This is a genomic window from Brevundimonas sp. UBA2416, assembly GCF_002343105.1.
Taxonomy (GTDB): Bacteria; Pseudomonadota; Alphaproteobacteria; order Caulobacterales; family Caulobacteraceae; genus Brevundimonas.
Genome location: NZ_DDRM01000009.1, coordinates 50,168 through 65,831 on the forward strand (window position 1 = coordinate 50,168; position 15,664 = coordinate 65,831).

Consider the following 15,664-nt stretch of genomic DNA (forward strand, 5'->3'; position numbering starts at 1 on the left):
GTGGCAACCACACTCCGTTGATGGCATCGTGCCCGGCCCGAAGAGGAGCCGATGATGGCCTGCCGCAGCTTCGTCCGACTAGGCTTCCTCGCGGTGCTGGTGAGCGCGCCAGTCATTGCGGGCGCGCAGGATCGCCAGATATTTTCCGACCGGTTGGTGACCATATCGGTCGCCGAAGACCGACCGCACACAATCGCTTATTCGATCGTCATCGAAGCGGGACTACCCGTTTACGCGCGAACCGGGGCGGAGCTGGAAAGCCGCTCGTGGACGGCGACGCGAACTTCCGAAAGAGGCGCTGAAACCATCCACTCCGACGCCTGTCCCGCGTTGCGAACGATCGCGCTGTCTTTCGCGACCTTGCCGCCGATACGGGTCCGGCCGATGCCATCCGTCGCTCATGGCGGCGAGCCCGGCGCGGCCCTGCCGATGTCGCCGACAAGGAAGGACGGCTTCTCGACCCGTCTGGCGTTCGCGTCCGAGACCGATGACGGTTCCTATGCCTCGGTGGAGGTGGCCGGAGGCAACGACTACAGTCGTTGGGGGCATGACGCGGTATCGGCGCTACTGGCGTGCTGGGGGCCGTTGACGCCGACCCCCGCATCCTGAAGCCAGCCCTACCCCCGCCGCTGAAACCGCCACTTCCACACGCGGTACCCCACGATCGGCGCGAACCCGCCGACCAGCGCCGCGATCAGCACTGTCCAGAACCCCCCGCCGAGGCCGTACTCGCCGACCGCCGCCCCGACCCCGGCCGCGAGCAGCGGGCCGAGGTAAGGGAGCCATGACGGCGGCTTAGGCATCCACCTTGATGACGCCGCGCCGGATCTGGTCCAGCTCGATGGAGTCGAACAGGGCCTGGAAATTGCCCTCGCCGAACGCCTGGTTGCCCTTGCGCTGGATGATCTCGAAGAAGATCGGACCGAAGGTGTCCTGGGTGAAGATCTGCAGCAGCAGGCCGTCCTCGTCCGAGCCGTCGATCAGGATGCGGTTCAGCCGCATGCGGGCCACGTCCTCGCCGTGGCCCGGCAGACGTTTGTCGATCAGGTCGAAATAGGTCTCGATCGTATCCTGGAAGGGGATGCCGCGACGCTTCAGCTCCTCGACCGTCTCGAAGATGTTGTCGGTGGCCAGGGCGATGTGCTGGATGCCCTCGCCGTTGTAGCGGCGGAGGAATTCCTCGATCTGGGAGCTGTCGTCCTGGCTCTCGTTCAGGGGGATGCGGATGGCGCGGTCGGGCGCGATCATGGCCTGGGACAGCAGGCCGGTCGCCTTGCCCTTGATGTTGAAATATTTCTGCTCCTCGAAGGCGAAGACGTCGCCGTAGAAGCCGGACCAGGTCCGCATCTGGCCGCGCCGGACGTTGTGGGTCAGGTGGTCGAGACTGAACAGGCCGACCGAATTCTTGCGCTCGGACTCCTCCCAGCCCTCGATCTCGTCCCAGCCCTCATAGAGGGAGCCGGCCTCGCCATAGGCGTCGATGATGTAGAGCAGCGAGCCGCCGATGCCCTGCAGCACATAGGCATAGCCGCCGGCCAGGGCACCGCCGTCGTGCCCTTCGGCCGGCTTGGCGCCGCGCGACACCGCGCCCTCGAAGGCCGATTTCGCATCACGGACGCGGAAGGCCATGCCGTTGGCCGAGGGGCCGTGCTCGGCCGCGAAGTCGGCGGCCTGACCCTTGGGCGAGCGGTGGACCAGCAGGGTGATGTCGCCCTGCTTCAGGCGCACGACGTCATTGGCCGGGTTCACATGGGTGGCGGTGAAACCCATCAGCTCCAGCCGGGCGACCATGGCCGCGGGATCCGGACCGGTGAACTCCACGAACTCGAAGCCGTCGACGCCGAGCGGGTTTTCCTTGTCGAGGCGGGCGGCCGCGTCGGTTTGGGGCGCGTCGTGCATGGGGCGTCTCCTGAAAGCGCGTGTCGGCGTTGGCCGCCGTTTGTCGGGCGGAACCTAGTGGCCTGAAGGGCGGAAGCCAAGGCTGGGGGAAGTCACAGAGAGGGGAGCAGGTCGGAGAGGCGTGGGTTCATCACAAAGGGCACGAAGTGTCCTTCGTGATGAACCGACCGGCGGCAGCCTCAGGCGGCGGGCCGTCCCACCACGGCATCGACCGAATTGGTCGTCACCGGGTGATAGCCGGGGCGAGCGCGGGCGTAGAGGGGGGTGGCGATGGCCCGGCCCCAGTCGCTCTCGGCCCACAGGCTGGTGAACAGCGGCAGGACGAATTTGCGCCGGCCCATGGTGGTCAGGAATCGCTCCAGCGTCGGCACGGCCGGCTGGTAGCGGTGCTGGACCGCGATCTGCAGCCAGGCGAAGACGACCTCGGCATTGCCCTCCTCGCGCAGCTTCAGTGTCGCCTCCAGATCCGCCAGCTGGGCCGGGGTCAGCCAGTCGGAACCCGCGGCGCGGCCCTCGGGCCGCCAGGCCAGGAAGCGCTGGCGCTCCTGGGTCGACCAGCCGGACCATGCGATGGCCGAGGCCGGACCGCCAGCGTGGAACGACCGGGCCGCTTCGTCGACCGGCGCAAAGGCGCCCGACACCGGCGGGACCCAGTTCGACGGCATGCCCGGCTGATAAATCCAGGCGTCCATCATCAGCTGGTCTTCCAGGGCGCGGGTCGTGACCAGATGGGTGCGGATGTCCTCGAGGAACATCTCGGTGGTCATAGGCCGGAAGGCGTTGCGCTCGAAATAGCCCTTCAGCCAGGCGTCGAACCGCTCCCGGCCGACGATGCGTTCGATCGTGTTCAGGAAGGCCGCGCCCTTCTCATAGGCGACGTCGGTCAGGCCCTCGTCGGGGTCGCGCCCGGCCAGGTCGAGCTTCAGTCGGGTGTCGGCGGCGGGCAGGTCGGCCAAGGTGGACTGGAGATCGCCCCAGCCGAGCGAGCGCAGCATCAGGGCGCGCTCCGGCCCATAGACCGCCTCCATGATCCGGTTCTCGAAATAGACGGTGAAGCCCTCGTTGAGCCAGAAGTCGTCCCAGGTGGCGTTGGTGACGAGGTTGCCCGACCAGCTGTGCGCCAGCTCGTGCGCCACCAGTGAGACCAGCGACTGGTCGCCGGCGATGATGGTCGGGGTGGCGAAGGTCAGGCGCGGGTTTTCCATGCCGCCGAACGGGAAGCTGGGCGGCAGGATCAGCAGATCGTAGCGACCCCAGAGATAGGGGCCGTAGAGCGCCTCGGCCTCATCGACCATCTCGGCAGTCGGGACCATTTCGGCATGGGCGGCGGCCAGCATCGAGGGCTCGGTCCAGACCCCGGTGCGCTCGTCGATGGCCTGGAAGGCGACGTCGCCGACGCCGATGGCGATCAGATAGGGCGGCACCGGATTGGTCATGCGGAACCGCCAGGCCGTCATGCCGGGCCCGGCGGCCTCGCCGCTGGTGGTCAGGCCCTCGGCGCTCATCACCACCTTCAGGGTGGACGGCGCGGTGATGCGGGCGTCCCAGGTCTGGCGGATGCCGGGGCTGTCCTGGGTGGGTATCCAGGTCCGGGTCAGGATCGCCTGGCCCTGGCTGAACATATAGGGCTGTTGGCCGCCGGCGGTCTGGGCCGGGGTCAGCCATTGCAGGGCGGCGGCGTCTGGCCGGGTGGCGTAGCGGATGATGATCCGGCGCTGTTCGCCGGCGGCGAAGGCCGGGAAGCGGATGGTCAGCGGCTGGCCCATGTGCGGGGATTCAGCGCCGGTCCGGAACTGCAGCGGAGCGCCCGACGCGTCCCGCACCTCCTGGATGTCGAGGTTGCGGACGTCGAGAATGATCTCGGTCGCGCCCGACTCGGCCGTGATGTCCAGCGCCGCCGTGCCCGACAGGGTGCCGGTCGCGAAGTCGGTGGTCAGGTCGAGGGCGATGTGTTTGACCCGGGCGATCTCGGGTCGCGCATGGGAATGGACGTCGCGCACATACTGGATCGGCGCCGTCGCCGGGGCCGCGACCGGCGGCATGTCCGACCCCGGGCCGAAGCCCGAACCAAAGCCCGGCATCATGGCGCAACCGCCCAGGGCCGCGGCGAGCGCGATTGTGGAGACCATTCCAAGCTTGCGGATCATTGAGCGTCCTTGACCAAAGGCCCCGCCGACCTTGTGCGGTCGGTCCGGCCGGGTTTGTTTCCCGCCGGGACAACGCCCCGGCAGGGCAAAAAGATCAAGAGGGCGCCAAAACCGGGGGCCGGTTGCGCGCCTTGAACAGCCGTCCGCGCTCGGCGAACAGGACGCTTGCCAGCGCCGCCAGACCCAGGGCGACGAAGCCGATGGTCATGGGGGCGGCCGAGCCGTTGAACTGCTGACCGATCAGGAAACCCAGCGAGGCCCCGAAGGTCGTGGAGATGAACCCCTGGGCCGAAGACGCCGTGCCGGCGATATGGCCCATCGGCTCCATCGCCATCGCGCCGAAATTGCCGGCGATGAAACCGAAGCAGAACATGGTCAGGGCCTGAAGTACCGCGAAGGTCCAGATTGTCTCATGCCCGGTGATCGCCACCGCCGCATGGATGGCCGAGAAGGTGATGAAGCCCAGCAGGGCCGTGTGCGAGATCAGCCGTGATCCCAGCTTCTCCACCAGCCGCGCGTTCAGCAGCGACGCCACGGCGATGCCGCCGGCGACCGCGCCGAACACGACCGTGAACAGCTGCGGCTCGTGGAAGACGTCGAAGAAGATCTGCTGGCTGGAGTTGATGAAGCCGAACAGGGCCCCCGAGATGGCGGTAATGGCCAGGGTATAGCCCATCGACTGCCGGTTGCTCAGGGCCTCGCGGAAGGCCGAGGCGATGCGGCCGACCTGGATCGGCATTCTGTTTTCGGGATGGAGCGTCTCGGGCAGGCGGATGGCGGCCCAGATCGCGAAGGCGGCGCCGCCGACGGCGAGCACGCCGAACACCCAGGGCCAGGGCGCCACGGTCAGGATCAGCTGGCCCAGCGCCGGGGCCAGGATGGGCACGCCGAGGAAGACCAGGAAGCTCAGCGACATGACCCGGGCCATGGTCCGCCCGGAATAGCGGTCGCGGACGATCGACACGGCCAGCACGCGCAGGGCGGCGGCGCCGATCCCTGTGCCGACCCGCGCGGCGATCAGCAGTTCGAACGTCGGCGAGAAGGCCGCGAGCACGCTGAACAGGACATAGAGGGCCAGGCCGACCATCAGAACCGGCTTGCGGCCGAACCGGTCGGCCAGCGGACCGTAGATGATCTGGGTCACGCCGAAGCCGAGCAGATAGGCGGTGATGACCCACTGCCGGCTGTTCTCCGAGGTCACGCCCAGCGCGTCGCCGATGGCCGGCAGGGCGGGCAGCATGGAGTCGATGGCCAGGGCGTTCAGCGCCATCATCATGGCGATCAGGGCCACGAACTCGGGGAATCCCGGCCCCTTGAACGCAGGCTTGTCGACGGCGGCGGCGGGGGAGGTCATCGGGGGCAGATGGGGCGACCGGCCCGGGACGCAACCGCGCCGGGGCGGAATGGGCCTCAGTCCCGCTGGTTTTTTCCGGCCGCGCCGACCGGGGTCTCCTCCGCCGGAAACCAGTGGCTGGTGCGGTTGGCGAACCACACCAGCGACAGCATTACCGGCACCTCGACCAGCACCCCGACCACGGTGACCAGGGCCGCGATCGAGCTCAGGCCGAACAGGCCGATGGCCACGGCGACGGCCAGTTCGAAGAAGTTCGAGGTGCCGATCATGGCGCAGGGCGCGGCGATATTGTGCGGCACGCGCCACGCCTTCGCGGCCCAGTAGGCGGCGGCGAAGATGCCGTAGGACTGGATCAGCAGCGGGATGGCGATCATCCCGATGACGAGCGGGCGCGACAGGATCACCTCGCCCTGGAAGCCGAACAGCAGCACCACGGTCGCCAGCAGGCCGAAGATGGACAAGGGCTTGATCCGGGACGTGAACGCGCCCACCGCCGCCTCCGCCACCTCGGCGCTGGCGGCCCGTCGGGTCATCAGCATCCGCGTCATGGCGCCCGCCGCCAGCGGGATCACGACATAAAGGGCCACCGACAGGACCAGCGTCTCCCACGGCACGGTGATGTCGGTGACCCCCAGCAGCAGGGCCACGATCGGCGCATAGGCGAAGACCATGATGGCGTCGTTCAGCGACACCTGGGCCAGGGTGTAGTTCGGGTCGCCCCGGGTCATCTGCGACCAGACGAAGACCATGGCCGTGCAGGGCGCCGCGCCCAGCAGGATCAGGCCGGCGATATATTGACCGGCCGTGCCCGGCTCGATGAAGGGGGCGAAGACCCATTCGAAGAACAGCACGCCGAGGGCGGCCATGGTGAAGGGCTTGATCAGCCAGTTCACCGCCAGGGTGATGATCATCCCCTTGGGTCTCTGGTGCACCCGGGCGAGGCTGGAGAAGTCCACCGCCACCATCATCGGATAGACCATGAACCAGATCAGGACGGCGACGACGAAATTGACCGAGCCGTATTCCAGCCCTGCGAGATAGCCGACGATTCCCGGCGCAATCTGACCCAGGACGAGTCCGGCGAGGATCGCCAGGGCGACCCAGAGCGACAGATAGCGTTCGAAGGCCGGCATGGCGGGGCTTTCCTCGTGGTCCGCGCCGACGAAAAGCAGGCCCGCCCTTGAGACGCAAGTTAATTCCACTATACTGGAAATATGGAATCAGAAACCGCCATGCTCTCGCTTGCGGCGCTCGCGCAGACCACCCGGCTGGAGACCTTCCGCCTGCTGGTGCGCCATGAGCCCGAGGGGCTGGCCGCGGGCGATATCGCCGCCCGGCTGGCCGTGCCCGCCAACACCCTGTCCGCCCATCTCGGGGTGCTGTCGCGGGCGGGCCTGATCACCGCCGAGCGGCGCAGCCGCTCGATCATCTATCGCGCCGATTTCGACCGGCTGCGCGACCTCGTCCAGTTCCTGCTGAACGATTGCTGCCAGGGCCGCGCCGGCCTTTGCGAGCCCCTGATCGCCCAACTCTCACCCTGTCGCGCCTGAGGCCCCATGGACGTCGTCATCTACCACAATCCCGCCTGCGGGACGTCGCGCAACACCCTGGCCCTGATCCGGCACGTCGGGATCGAGCCGCGGGTGATCGAATATCTGAAGACCCCGCCCGGCCGCGCCGAGGTCCGGGACCTGGCGACCCGCGCCGACGTGCCGTTGCGGGCGTTGCTGCGCGAAAAGGGCACGCCCTTCGCCGAGCTGGGACTGGATGATCCGACACTGGACGACGACCGGCTGCTGGATGCGATCGAGGCCCACCCCGTCCTGCTCAACCGTCCGATCGTCGTCACGCCGAGGGGCGTGCGCCTCTGCCGTCCCTCGGAGGCCGTGCTCGACCTGCTGCCGGATGAGGGGCTGAAGCCCTTCGTCAAGGAAGACGGCGAGGTGGTCATCGACCCCGAAGGCCGGAGAGTTCGCTGATGGTCGAAGCCCCTGCCGGCGGGCGCCTGCGCGACCTGCCGGACCCCGACCGTTTACCGGCGCTCGACCCGGCCTACCTCCGTCGCTTCCCGGCAAGGGGCCTGGGCCCGACCGATCCCCCGCCTCGCATCCTGCTGCTCTACGGCTCGCTGAGGGAACGGTCGTACTCGCGCCTGTGTGTGGAGGAGGCGGCGCGGCTGCTGCGGCTGATGGGCTGCGAAACCCGTATCTTCGACCCGCGCGACCTGCCGCTGACCGATCTGCACGCCGCCGACGATCACCCCGCCGTCCACGAGCTGCGCGAACACGCCATGTGGAGCGAAGGCATGGTCTGGTGCAGTCCGGAGCGGCACGGCCAGGTCTCCGGCATCATGAAGCTGCAGATCGACCACCTCCCGCTCAGCTTCGGCGGGCGACGCCCCACCCAGGGGCGGACCCTGGCGGTGATGCAGGTCTCGGGCGGCTCGCAGAGCTTCAATGCGGTTAACACCCTGCGCCTGCTCGGCCGATGGATGCGGATGTTCACCATCCCCAACCAGTCCAGTGTGGCCAAGGCCTGGGGCGAGTTCGACGACGACGGCCGGATGAAACCGTCCAGCTATTACGACCGGATCGTCGATGTGATGGAGGAACTGGTACGGTTCACCGTCCTGCTGCGCCCGCACGCGGTCCAGCTGGTCGATCGCTATTCGGAACGCAAATCCGCCGGCGACAGGGTCGATGTGGGGACGGACCTTTCCGCCATCGCAATCCAGGGGGCCGCCGCGCGACCGGCCTGAAATAGATGGTGCGGGCGGCCGGGGTCGAACCGGCACTCCTTTCGGAACCGGATTTTGAGTCAGATCCAGGTTATACTAAGTATCAGTAACAGAAGGCTTTTATCGGACCATAAAGAATTATGTGCTAACCAATGCGCTAGGGAGATGGTCAACCTCCATATGGTCGGCAAACCGAACATCAAGCGGACATTTATCCGGACATCGAAGCGGCTCCTGCCTAGGCTTCATAATCCAGAAAATCGGTGATACGACTGGATTTCTAGCCTTAAGGAAACCGGACATGGAAACGGACATTCAGCCGGACAAAAAGGCGATTCGCGACGATGGCGAGACCGTGAGCGTCATGGAACCTACCCAACTTGGGGAAGGGTTCAAGGGGCGCGAGGAGGCGACGGAACTCGCTTTTGAACTGGCAAAACGGTCAGCGGGTTTCAAGCGCAGCCTTCCCGCCCCGATCTTCGTGTCCCTAGCGACCCTCGTCAGGGCGATGAACTGCTATTACAGCAACCTGATCGAGGGCCATAACACCCACCCGGTCGATATCGAACGTGCGCTCAACGACGACTACAGCGCCGACGCCGAAAAGCGTGACCTCCAGCTTGAAGCCAGGGCCCACATCGAGGTCCAGCGCTGGATCGACGAAGGCGGTCTGCGGGGCCGTGCCGCCGCCATCGAAGGCATCCGGGAGACCCACGACCGCTTCTATACCGCCATGCCGGAAGAGTTGCGCTGGGCGGAATATCCCGACGGACGTCGCGTGCCGGTGGTTCCGGGTGAATATCGGGAACTGGACGTTCAGGTCGGCCGGCACCGAGCCATAAGCCCGGGCGCGGTGCCGCGCTTCATGGATCGGTTCCAGGCCGTCTATGCCCGCCTCGGCGCGAACGAGACGACGGTGGCCACAGCCGCCGCTCACCATCGGCTCGCGTGGATTCACCCCTTCATGGACGGCAACGGGCGCGTCGGGCGGCTCATGTCGCATGCCCTGTTGCTTGAGTCCGTCGACTCCGGCGCCGTGTGGTCGGTCTCCCGGGGGCTCGCGCGAAACGTCGAGGCCTACAAGGCCCACCTAGCCAGCTGTGATCAGCCGCGCCGGGGCGACCTCGACGGGCGCGGCGCGCTCAGCCACGCAGCCCTCGCATCCTTCACCGTGTTCTTCCTGAAGACTTGCATCGACCAGGTCGACTTCATGGAAGGGCTCATCGAACCCGAGCGTCTTCGCAAACGGATCGAGATCTGGATCGAGGAGGAAGCCAAATTGGGCAACCTTAATCCCAAGGTGGGTGCCATCGTCAGCGCCATCCTCTATCGCGGTGAACTCCCGCGCGGCGAGGTGTCGGGCATCCTGGGCGGCATGACCGACCGGCACAGCCGGCGTCTGTTGGAGCCCCTGACCAAGTCCGGCGTCCTGCTGGCCGAAAGCAGCCGCGCCCCGCTTCGCCTCGGCTTTCCCGCCGCCCTGGCCGGGCGCTGGATGCCCGGCCTATTTCCGGAGCAGGCCTAGCCCTGCTTCGATCAGCGGGAGTCTGAGAAGGTCAAGCTAGAACAACGACAGTTGTCGGCTGTTTTGTTCGTAGGCCAGCCATTCGCGGGACTGCCCCATGGCGCGGAGCCAAGCCTCCACATAGGCAACAGGGCCGCCTGCCGCATCAACATCGATGGCGTGGAGGAACTGCGAGCGGTAGCCGGTTTCAGTGATCGGCAGAGGCGCGCGCTTCGGCTGGAGGGTGGTGACGGTAAGATGCGACGCCGCCAGATCGTGCACCCGCACGATGCTGAGCCAGTCGCGCTCAAAGGTGATCTCGAAGTCCACGCCCCGCCAATGCAGGGCGTGAACCTCGATGCTGCGCTCGGCGGTCATCCCGCCACCGACCCTTCGGTGATGGCGCGCATCACGATGCGACCCGAAAGCGGCATGGCTTCGCAGTTGATGCTAAAGCCTTGGCCATCCTTGTTCGGCCAAGCTGCACCGATGGGGGTCCAGATCGAGTTTTCGCTGTCGCCGACGACACGGAAGAGGCGGTGGGTCGGCTTGCGGCCGAGAGGAAGAGATTGGGCGGTCATGGCGGTCTCCTTCTGGATGCCGCGGACCATTCCGCGGCTTCATGGGGAGAGGCCGGCGCGGGCCGTGAAGCCCGCGATCAAACCCCGCGAAGCGCCCGTCAGGGAACGGAGCTGCACGGAGCCGCAGGCGAAGGAAGCGAGTTGGGTTGAATGCGGGCTGGCCTGTGCCAGACGTACATCCCCGAAGCCGTAACGGTCTTGCGAAAGCTTGAGGTGCTGTGACCTTACGCTTGGTCTTCGTGGCTGTTGTGCAGGGCAGATTTCCGCACTCAGTCGTCATCGGGAAACGATCGACGGGCCAGATTTCCGCAGGCGCGAGGAAGCCATGCTTTCAGCGGCTTCGTTCTCCATCATCGCCGAGGTCGCGCGCTCGCTCGCCCGTTTTGGGCGACCGTTTAGGACTGAGGCCATTGGGCTCACGGCTAAGGAAGCGGCCTTGCCTGTCGTCAAATGATCGATCGACAACGCCCCCGTGTCGTTCAGCAAAGTCCGTCAGGTAATCCAACGTGACGTCCTTTGCCCCGTCTCGTCCGAGGGATGCTGTGAGCAGCCCGCGAGTCGAGAAGGCGTCGCGGCCGTAGTGTAAGAACACACCGCTCCGGTGACGTGTCATCGCCACGTTGGCGGCTTGCCTGTCCATATGAGAGGTCGCCAGGACGTGAGCGCTATCGACTGTGACGCCCTGGGATTTGTGGATCGTGGCTGCGTATCCGTGGTCAACGTCCGGATAGAACTTCGGATCGAAGGAGACTTTCGCTCCACGGTCCAGTCGAACGGTCATACTGTTCGGGCCAGCCGCTTCGACCTCGCCCAAAGAACCGTTCTTCACTCCAATCGATCGATCGTTCCGCAGGAATATGATGCGGTCGCCCGTGGCGAACTGCTTTACGCCTCGGGTGGTCACGATCTGGCGGTCCTTACCGAGCGCCCCTGCCCTGCGCAGACTTTCCCTCGCAAGGGTGTTCAACTCCGCGACATCACGTCGAGTGTAAGCCAGCATGATCTGGCTGGCTTCTGGATGCCTGTCGCGGATCCGAGACCATTCCGACACGACAGCGACCCGAGCATCAGCGTGAGTTGCATGATCACGGACGAAGCCGGCAGAGCTGTAACGATCGATTGCTTGTTCGGTGCGGCCGGTCGCCAACTCTCGTGTCGCCTGGCGCTGCCACTCCGCGTGCTGACGGCGAACCTCCGTGATCTCGACCGCGCCGTGGCGCGCAGAGAGCGCCCGAAACGCAGAACCCGCTTCGATCGCCTGAAGCTGCTCCGGATCGCCAACCATGACGACTTTCGCTCCGGCGGACTCCGCTTGGCTTACGATCCTCTGCATCTGTCGCGAGCCGACGAGACCAGCTTCATCGATCACCAAGACATCATTGGAGGTAAGGTGTTCTCGGCCCTGAACCCAAGCATGCTCCAGGCTCGCCAACGTCCGGGACTTAATGCCTGAACCACCCTCTAGATTTTCGGCGGCGATGCCAGACAGGGCGGCACCCCTAACGTGGAGGCCTTCGGCTTCCCACGCTTGCTTGGCGGCACCGAGCATGGCGCTCTTACCGCTACCGGCGTAGCCCACGACCAAGGCAAGATCCCCGCCACGAGTAACACTCTCCAACGCGTCCCGCTGTTCGCCTGAAATGTTCAGACCGCGCGCCTTCGCTTGTTCGATCGCCTGCTCGACGCGCTGACCAGAGAGCTCGTGGCTAAAGGTCTCGCTCATTCGAGAGGCAGACCGCTCCAGCTTCTGCTCGACAGCCAACATGTCTCGGCTGGTGAACCGGTCACGACCGTGTCCGTCTTTGCCGAGGGCGACCAAATCCGCCGACAGCGAGATCGCGCTCATCACCTTGTCGAACTGCTCCTTTCCGTCTGAATGTCGGTGAGCAAACCGAGCCAGGTCATGGCGGGTAAAAGTCGATTGCTGATGGGTGATGGCATCCAACGCGATGTGGGGGTTGCCGGCGATCAGCTCGCCATTCCGGCGAGCGATCGCGCGGTGATCTGCCGCGCGTTCGGCCGCCTCGCCTCGGTCCTCTCTCCGCGCACCTGCTGGCCCGATCTTGTCTTGGGGCTCCAGTTCTATGCCTCGCTCCACGAACGAGCGGTGATCGATCCGGGCGTCGATATCCAGTCGAGCAAGGTGTTCGTTCGCGTGCTCCGCCCAAGCTTCGCGCCAATGCGTAAGAAGCTCCACGCCGTTCCAGTCTCGGACCTTTGCCCCGAACCCTCGGTCTCGCGCCTCGCGCATCGTGAGCATCACGTGAGCGTGGGGTTTGGGCGAACCGTCCTTGGCGGTATCCCAGTGAACGTTGAGGTCGGCCACCATACCCCGGTCGACGAACTCCTTCTGCACGAAGGATCTGGCCAGTTCGATCCCGTCTTTGCGGCTCATCTCACGTGGAATGGAAAACTCCACCTCCCTCGCGAGCTGCGCGTCCTTTCGCTTCTCGCCAGCCTCGACTTCATTCCAAAGCGTGGTTCGATCTTGCCAGCGCTCAGGAGTTTGCTTTGGGGCGAGAATCTCGGAATGAATGAGGCCCGCCTTGTTGCTGAAGTCATGCGATCGATCCAAGCGTTCGTCATGAAGGCGAGACGCGGATCGATAGGCGGCAGCCGCCACGGCGCTCGAACCGTTGGCCCGAGAGATCACTTTCGCAGAGAAGTGATAGATCGCCATCGGCGTTCCTCATCCCCAGCAGCACGTCGGCACGACGTATAAGCGCGCACTCCCAAAACTATTTGGTCGTGAGGTAGTTCCTTCGCCTAGGTTGAAGTCGGTAGCGAAAAGCGCCCTCATAGGGTATGTTCCTGCTCGACCGCGACGCTCTTTGATGGAGTAATAGCGTGCGCAAACCCCGGGATATCGACGCCGAACTCCGAGCGCTGGCCGACAAGGCAAAAGGCCTCAAGGCGCGCAAGATCAGCCAACTCGGGGAGCTGGTCGCGGCGACTGGAGCGGACAGTCTTGAAGTCGAAGTGTTGGCGGGTGCGCTTATAGCGGCCGTCGAAACGAGCGGTGACAACGACGCGACGGACAGTTGGCGTCAGCGTGGGGCTGCCTTCTTTTTTCGCCAGGGCCGCACTCAGAAAGCGCCTTCGAGTGGCCGCCTCCATGTTGCGTCGAGCGTCGGGAGCGATGCGCCGGGCTGAGGCTATTCGGGCTCGGCAGGATACGAGGACTTGGGTCGTGAAACGTCGCGAGCGTACTCGTCATCTCATCGAACTTGGCGGCTTGGTTCAGAAAGCCAATTTGGTCGAATTGATGAAGGATGACCGTGCCGTTCTGCTGGGGGCTTTCCTTAGCTTGGCCGATCAAATGACCGGCGAGAATCGCGAGGCTCACATCGCTCTCTGGCGGCGGCGCGGCACTCAGAGCTTTACGGCGAACAAGGTCTCAGACTGATGTGGAGGCTAGCCGCGATCAGGCCGATCATCGTCTGGGCGCTGATCGGCAACTTCGTGGTTGCGCTCTGCATGTGGGCTCTGGGCTTTCGCTCGGAAACAGTTCCCGCGCTTTGGGGTCACATAGCCTTGGTCGTCGCGACGGTGGGAGGAGGTGCGTTCGGGTACTTTGCCTGGTTGGGGGGTGGGGACTCCGGTCCGCCCCCAACCATTCACGGGAGCGCCGCGTTCGGGGAGAGTCGGCAGGCTCGCCGGGATTTGGATAATGCGGAGGGCCTGATTATTGGTCGCGCACCAGAGCGTTGGTTGATGAGATACGATGGACCCGCTCATCTCCTAACCTTGGCGCCGACCCGTTCTGGAAAGGGAGTGGGCGCGATCATCCCCAACCTGCTGACACTTTCTCGATCGGTCGTATGCATCGATCCGAAAGGCGAGAATGCACGGATCACAGCAAGCGTCAGAAGGCGCTTCGGCCCCGTGCATGTATTGGATCCGTTCGGTGTGTCCGGCGAACCAACCTCCGCGTTCAACCCCTTGGCTTGCCTCGATCCCGACAGCCTCGATATCGCCGAGGATGCCGCGTTGATTGCCGACGCGTTGGTCTATGACCCGCCTGGTCAAGCGGGTGAAGCGCACTGGAATGAAGAGGCCAAGGCGCTAATCGCAGGCGTCATCCTGCACGTGGTAACCGTGGCTCCACCGACTGGCCGAACCTTGGGCGCGGTGCGGGATCTCCTGACGGCTGCGCCCGACCGCTTTGAAGCTCTGTTGAGAAGCATGCAAGGCAATATGGCGGCCGGCGGACTCGTGGCCCGGGCTGCGAACCGGCACTTGGGGAAAAGCGATCGAGAAGGGACCGGGGTTCTGTCCTCGGCGCAACGCCACACCCACTTCCTAGACAGCCCGCGCATGGTCGCGGCGCTTGCGCAGTCTGATTTTGAATTCGCCGAATTGCAGAAAAACGTCTCTAGCGTTTTCCTCGTGCTGCCGCCGGAACGGCTGGCATCATACTCGCGCTGGCTACGACTACTGGTGACCCAGGCCTTAAGCGACTTGGCGCGTTCGGGAAGCGCTTACAACGAGGCGAGAGGACGCGTCCTGTTCCTGCTGGACGAGTTCGCCGCGCTGGGGAGACTTGACCAAGTCGAACGCGCCTATGGGCTCATGGCTGGCTATGGGGTGCAGTTTTGGGCCTTCCTCCAAGACCTCAATCAACTCAGGGCGAACTACGGCGCAGGCTCGGGAACGTTCATTTCCAACGCTGGAGTGATCCAAGTTTTCAACGTCGCAGATATCGAGACAGCTAGCTGGGTGTCGCGAACGTTGGGTGTCGGCACAGAGGCATTCTACACCTCCGGTGAGACAACTAGCTCAGGGAACTCCTGGAGCGTGCAGGGCGGGAGCACTCAGTCGAGTTCCTCAGTTTCCAGTACGCTGAACTACGCGAAGCGGGACCTCCTCACGCCGGACGAGGTTATGCGTTTTCCGGATCATTCGATGATCCTGCTTCGGCCAGGGCGCGCACCGTTGTGGGCCCACAAGATCCACTACTACGCCGATACCGAGTTCGCTGGATTGTACGTCTCGTAGCTGCTTCGGCACCGAGAGGCTGATCCACCATCGCACCCAACACTGGCGGGTATTCACAAGCGCATTGTAAAATTCAACATCCCAGCGCCCTATCAAATATACTCCAAATATATCTTGGATGCCGGCATCCATCGGGCCAAAGCTGAACACGTTGTTCCGCCCACGATGGAGCTCACATTGAAAGAGCCGGGTCCTCGACTGCCGCCACTTTCTCGCCGTGGCGTTCTCAGCGCTGCCGCTGTCACGCCAGCCTGGCCGCGTTGGCGTGTCTGCGGCGAAGGGGCACTTACCGCAAGGTGCTCGGAATGGTGGGCGCTCGATGCAGAGGTCAACCATCTGACAACTCAACGATCGATCGCCGAAGCCGCGGTGCTTCGGAAGTTTGGCAAACTCCAACGACTACCATCTGATGACCCCGTCACATCTCGGCTGGGTTGGATCGAT

General features: G+C 64.8%; 15 protein-coding genes. 8 read left to right on the forward strand and 7 right to left on the reverse strand.

Annotation, left to right across the window (positions count from 1 at the left end; translation table 11 throughout):
• Positions 1-51: 51 nt before the first annotated feature.
• Positions 52-609: a hypothetical protein gene (locus B3E43_RS02375; RefSeq protein WP_292026290.1), complete on the forward strand. Its 558-nt coding sequence runs from the start codon at positions 52-54 to the stop codon at positions 607-609.
• Between the two features lie 186 nt (positions 610-795).
• Here B3E43_RS02375 and hppD read toward each other — a convergent pair whose 3' ends face one another.
• The 4 genes from hppD to arsB form a co-directional block, all read right to left on the reverse strand.
• Positions 796-1,899, reverse strand: coding sequence for a 4-hydroxyphenylpyruvate dioxygenase (gene hppD / locus B3E43_RS02380; protein WP_292026291.1), 1,104 nt, complete (start codon positions 1,897-1,899; stop codon positions 796-798).
• A 179-nt stretch (positions 1,900-2,078) separates the two neighbouring features.
• Positions 2,079-4,046 carry a M1 family metallopeptidase gene (locus B3E43_RS02385; RefSeq protein ID WP_292026292.1) on the reverse strand — a complete coding sequence of 656 codons (1,968 nt, stop codon included), beginning with the start codon at positions 4,044-4,046 and terminating at the stop codon, positions 2,079-2,081.
• A gap of 94 nt (positions 4,047-4,140) precedes the next feature.
• A complete protein-coding gene (locus tag B3E43_RS02390) occupies positions 4,141-5,400 on the reverse strand; it encodes a multidrug effflux MFS transporter (RefSeq protein WP_292026293.1) in 1,260 nt (419 codons plus the stop codon).
• A gap of 56 nt (positions 5,401-5,456) precedes the next feature.
• The gene (gene arsB / locus B3E43_RS02395) at positions 5,457-6,533 is read right to left on the reverse strand and encodes an ACR3 family arsenite efflux transporter (RefSeq protein ID WP_292026294.1); all 1,077 of its coding nucleotides are present in this window, start codon (positions 6,531-6,533) and stop codon (positions 5,457-5,459) included.
• An 81-nt stretch (positions 6,534-6,614) separates the two neighbouring features.
• On the opposite strand from arsB, the gene B3E43_RS02400 reads away from it, so the two are divergent.
• The 4 genes from B3E43_RS02400 to B3E43_RS02415 all read left to right on the forward strand — a co-directional run bounded on the left by B3E43_RS02400 (position 6,615) and on the right by B3E43_RS02415 (position 9,662).
• Positions 6,615-6,950 (forward strand): ArsR/SmtB family transcription factor, encoded by a 336-nt coding sequence (locus B3E43_RS02400; protein ID WP_292026295.1) that lies wholly within the window; start codon positions 6,615-6,617, stop codon positions 6,948-6,950.
• Between the two features lie 6 nt (positions 6,951-6,956).
• The gene (gene arsC, locus B3E43_RS02405; protein WP_292026296.1) at positions 6,957-7,379 is read left to right on the forward strand and encodes an arsenate reductase (glutaredoxin); all 423 of its coding nucleotides are present in this window, start codon (positions 6,957-6,959) and stop codon (positions 7,377-7,379) included.
• Complete coding sequence (arsH, locus tag B3E43_RS02410; RefSeq protein ID WP_292026297.1) at positions 7,379-8,158, forward strand: arsenical resistance protein ArsH; 780 nt, start codon at positions 7,379-7,381, stop codon at positions 8,156-8,158. The genes arsC and arsH overlap by 1 nt, the downstream gene beginning before the upstream one ends.
• Positions 8,159-8,438: 280 nt before the next feature.
• Entirely contained in the window at positions 8,439-9,662 is a 1,224-nt protein-coding gene (locus B3E43_RS02415; protein WP_292026298.1) for a Fic family protein, read from the forward strand.
• Positions 9,663-9,698: 36 nt separating this feature from the next.
• On the opposite strand, the gene B3E43_RS02420 is transcribed toward B3E43_RS02415, so the two are convergent.
• From B3E43_RS02420 to traA, 3 genes are all read right to left on the reverse strand, one after another.
• Positions 9,699-10,019, reverse strand: coding sequence for a hypothetical protein (locus B3E43_RS02420; RefSeq protein WP_292026299.1), 321 nt, complete (start codon positions 10,017-10,019; stop codon positions 9,699-9,701).
• Complete coding sequence (locus B3E43_RS02425; RefSeq protein WP_292026300.1) at positions 10,016-10,222, reverse strand: hypothetical protein; 207 nt, start codon at positions 10,220-10,222, stop codon at positions 10,016-10,018. The genes B3E43_RS02420 and B3E43_RS02425 overlap by 4 nt, the downstream gene beginning before the upstream one ends.
• Positions 10,223-10,553: 331 nt before the next feature.
• Positions 10,554-12,902 carry a Ti-type conjugative transfer relaxase TraA gene (traA, locus tag B3E43_RS02430; protein ID WP_292026301.1) on the reverse strand — a complete coding sequence of 783 codons (2,349 nt, stop codon included), beginning with the start codon at positions 12,900-12,902 and terminating at the stop codon, positions 10,554-10,556.
• Positions 12,903-13,069: 167 nt separating this feature from the next.
• Between traA and B3E43_RS02435 the strand changes: the two genes are divergently transcribed.
• From B3E43_RS02435 to B3E43_RS02445, 3 genes are all read left to right on the forward strand, one after another.
• Positions 13,070-13,375: a conjugal transfer protein TraD gene (locus B3E43_RS02435; RefSeq protein WP_292026302.1), complete on the forward strand. Its 306-nt coding sequence runs from the start codon at positions 13,070-13,072 to the stop codon at positions 13,373-13,375.
• A gap of 37 nt (positions 13,376-13,412) precedes the next feature.
• The gene (locus tag B3E43_RS02440) at positions 13,413-13,628 is read left to right on the forward strand and encodes a conjugal transfer protein TraD (protein WP_292026303.1); all 216 of its coding nucleotides are present in this window, start codon (positions 13,413-13,415) and stop codon (positions 13,626-13,628) included.
• A gap of 308 nt (positions 13,629-13,936) precedes the next feature.
• Positions 13,937-15,220 (forward strand): type IV secretory system conjugative DNA transfer family protein, encoded by a 1,284-nt coding sequence (locus B3E43_RS02445; RefSeq protein WP_292026304.1) that lies wholly within the window; start codon positions 13,937-13,939, stop codon positions 15,218-15,220.
• Positions 15,221-15,664: the final 444 nt, after the last annotated feature.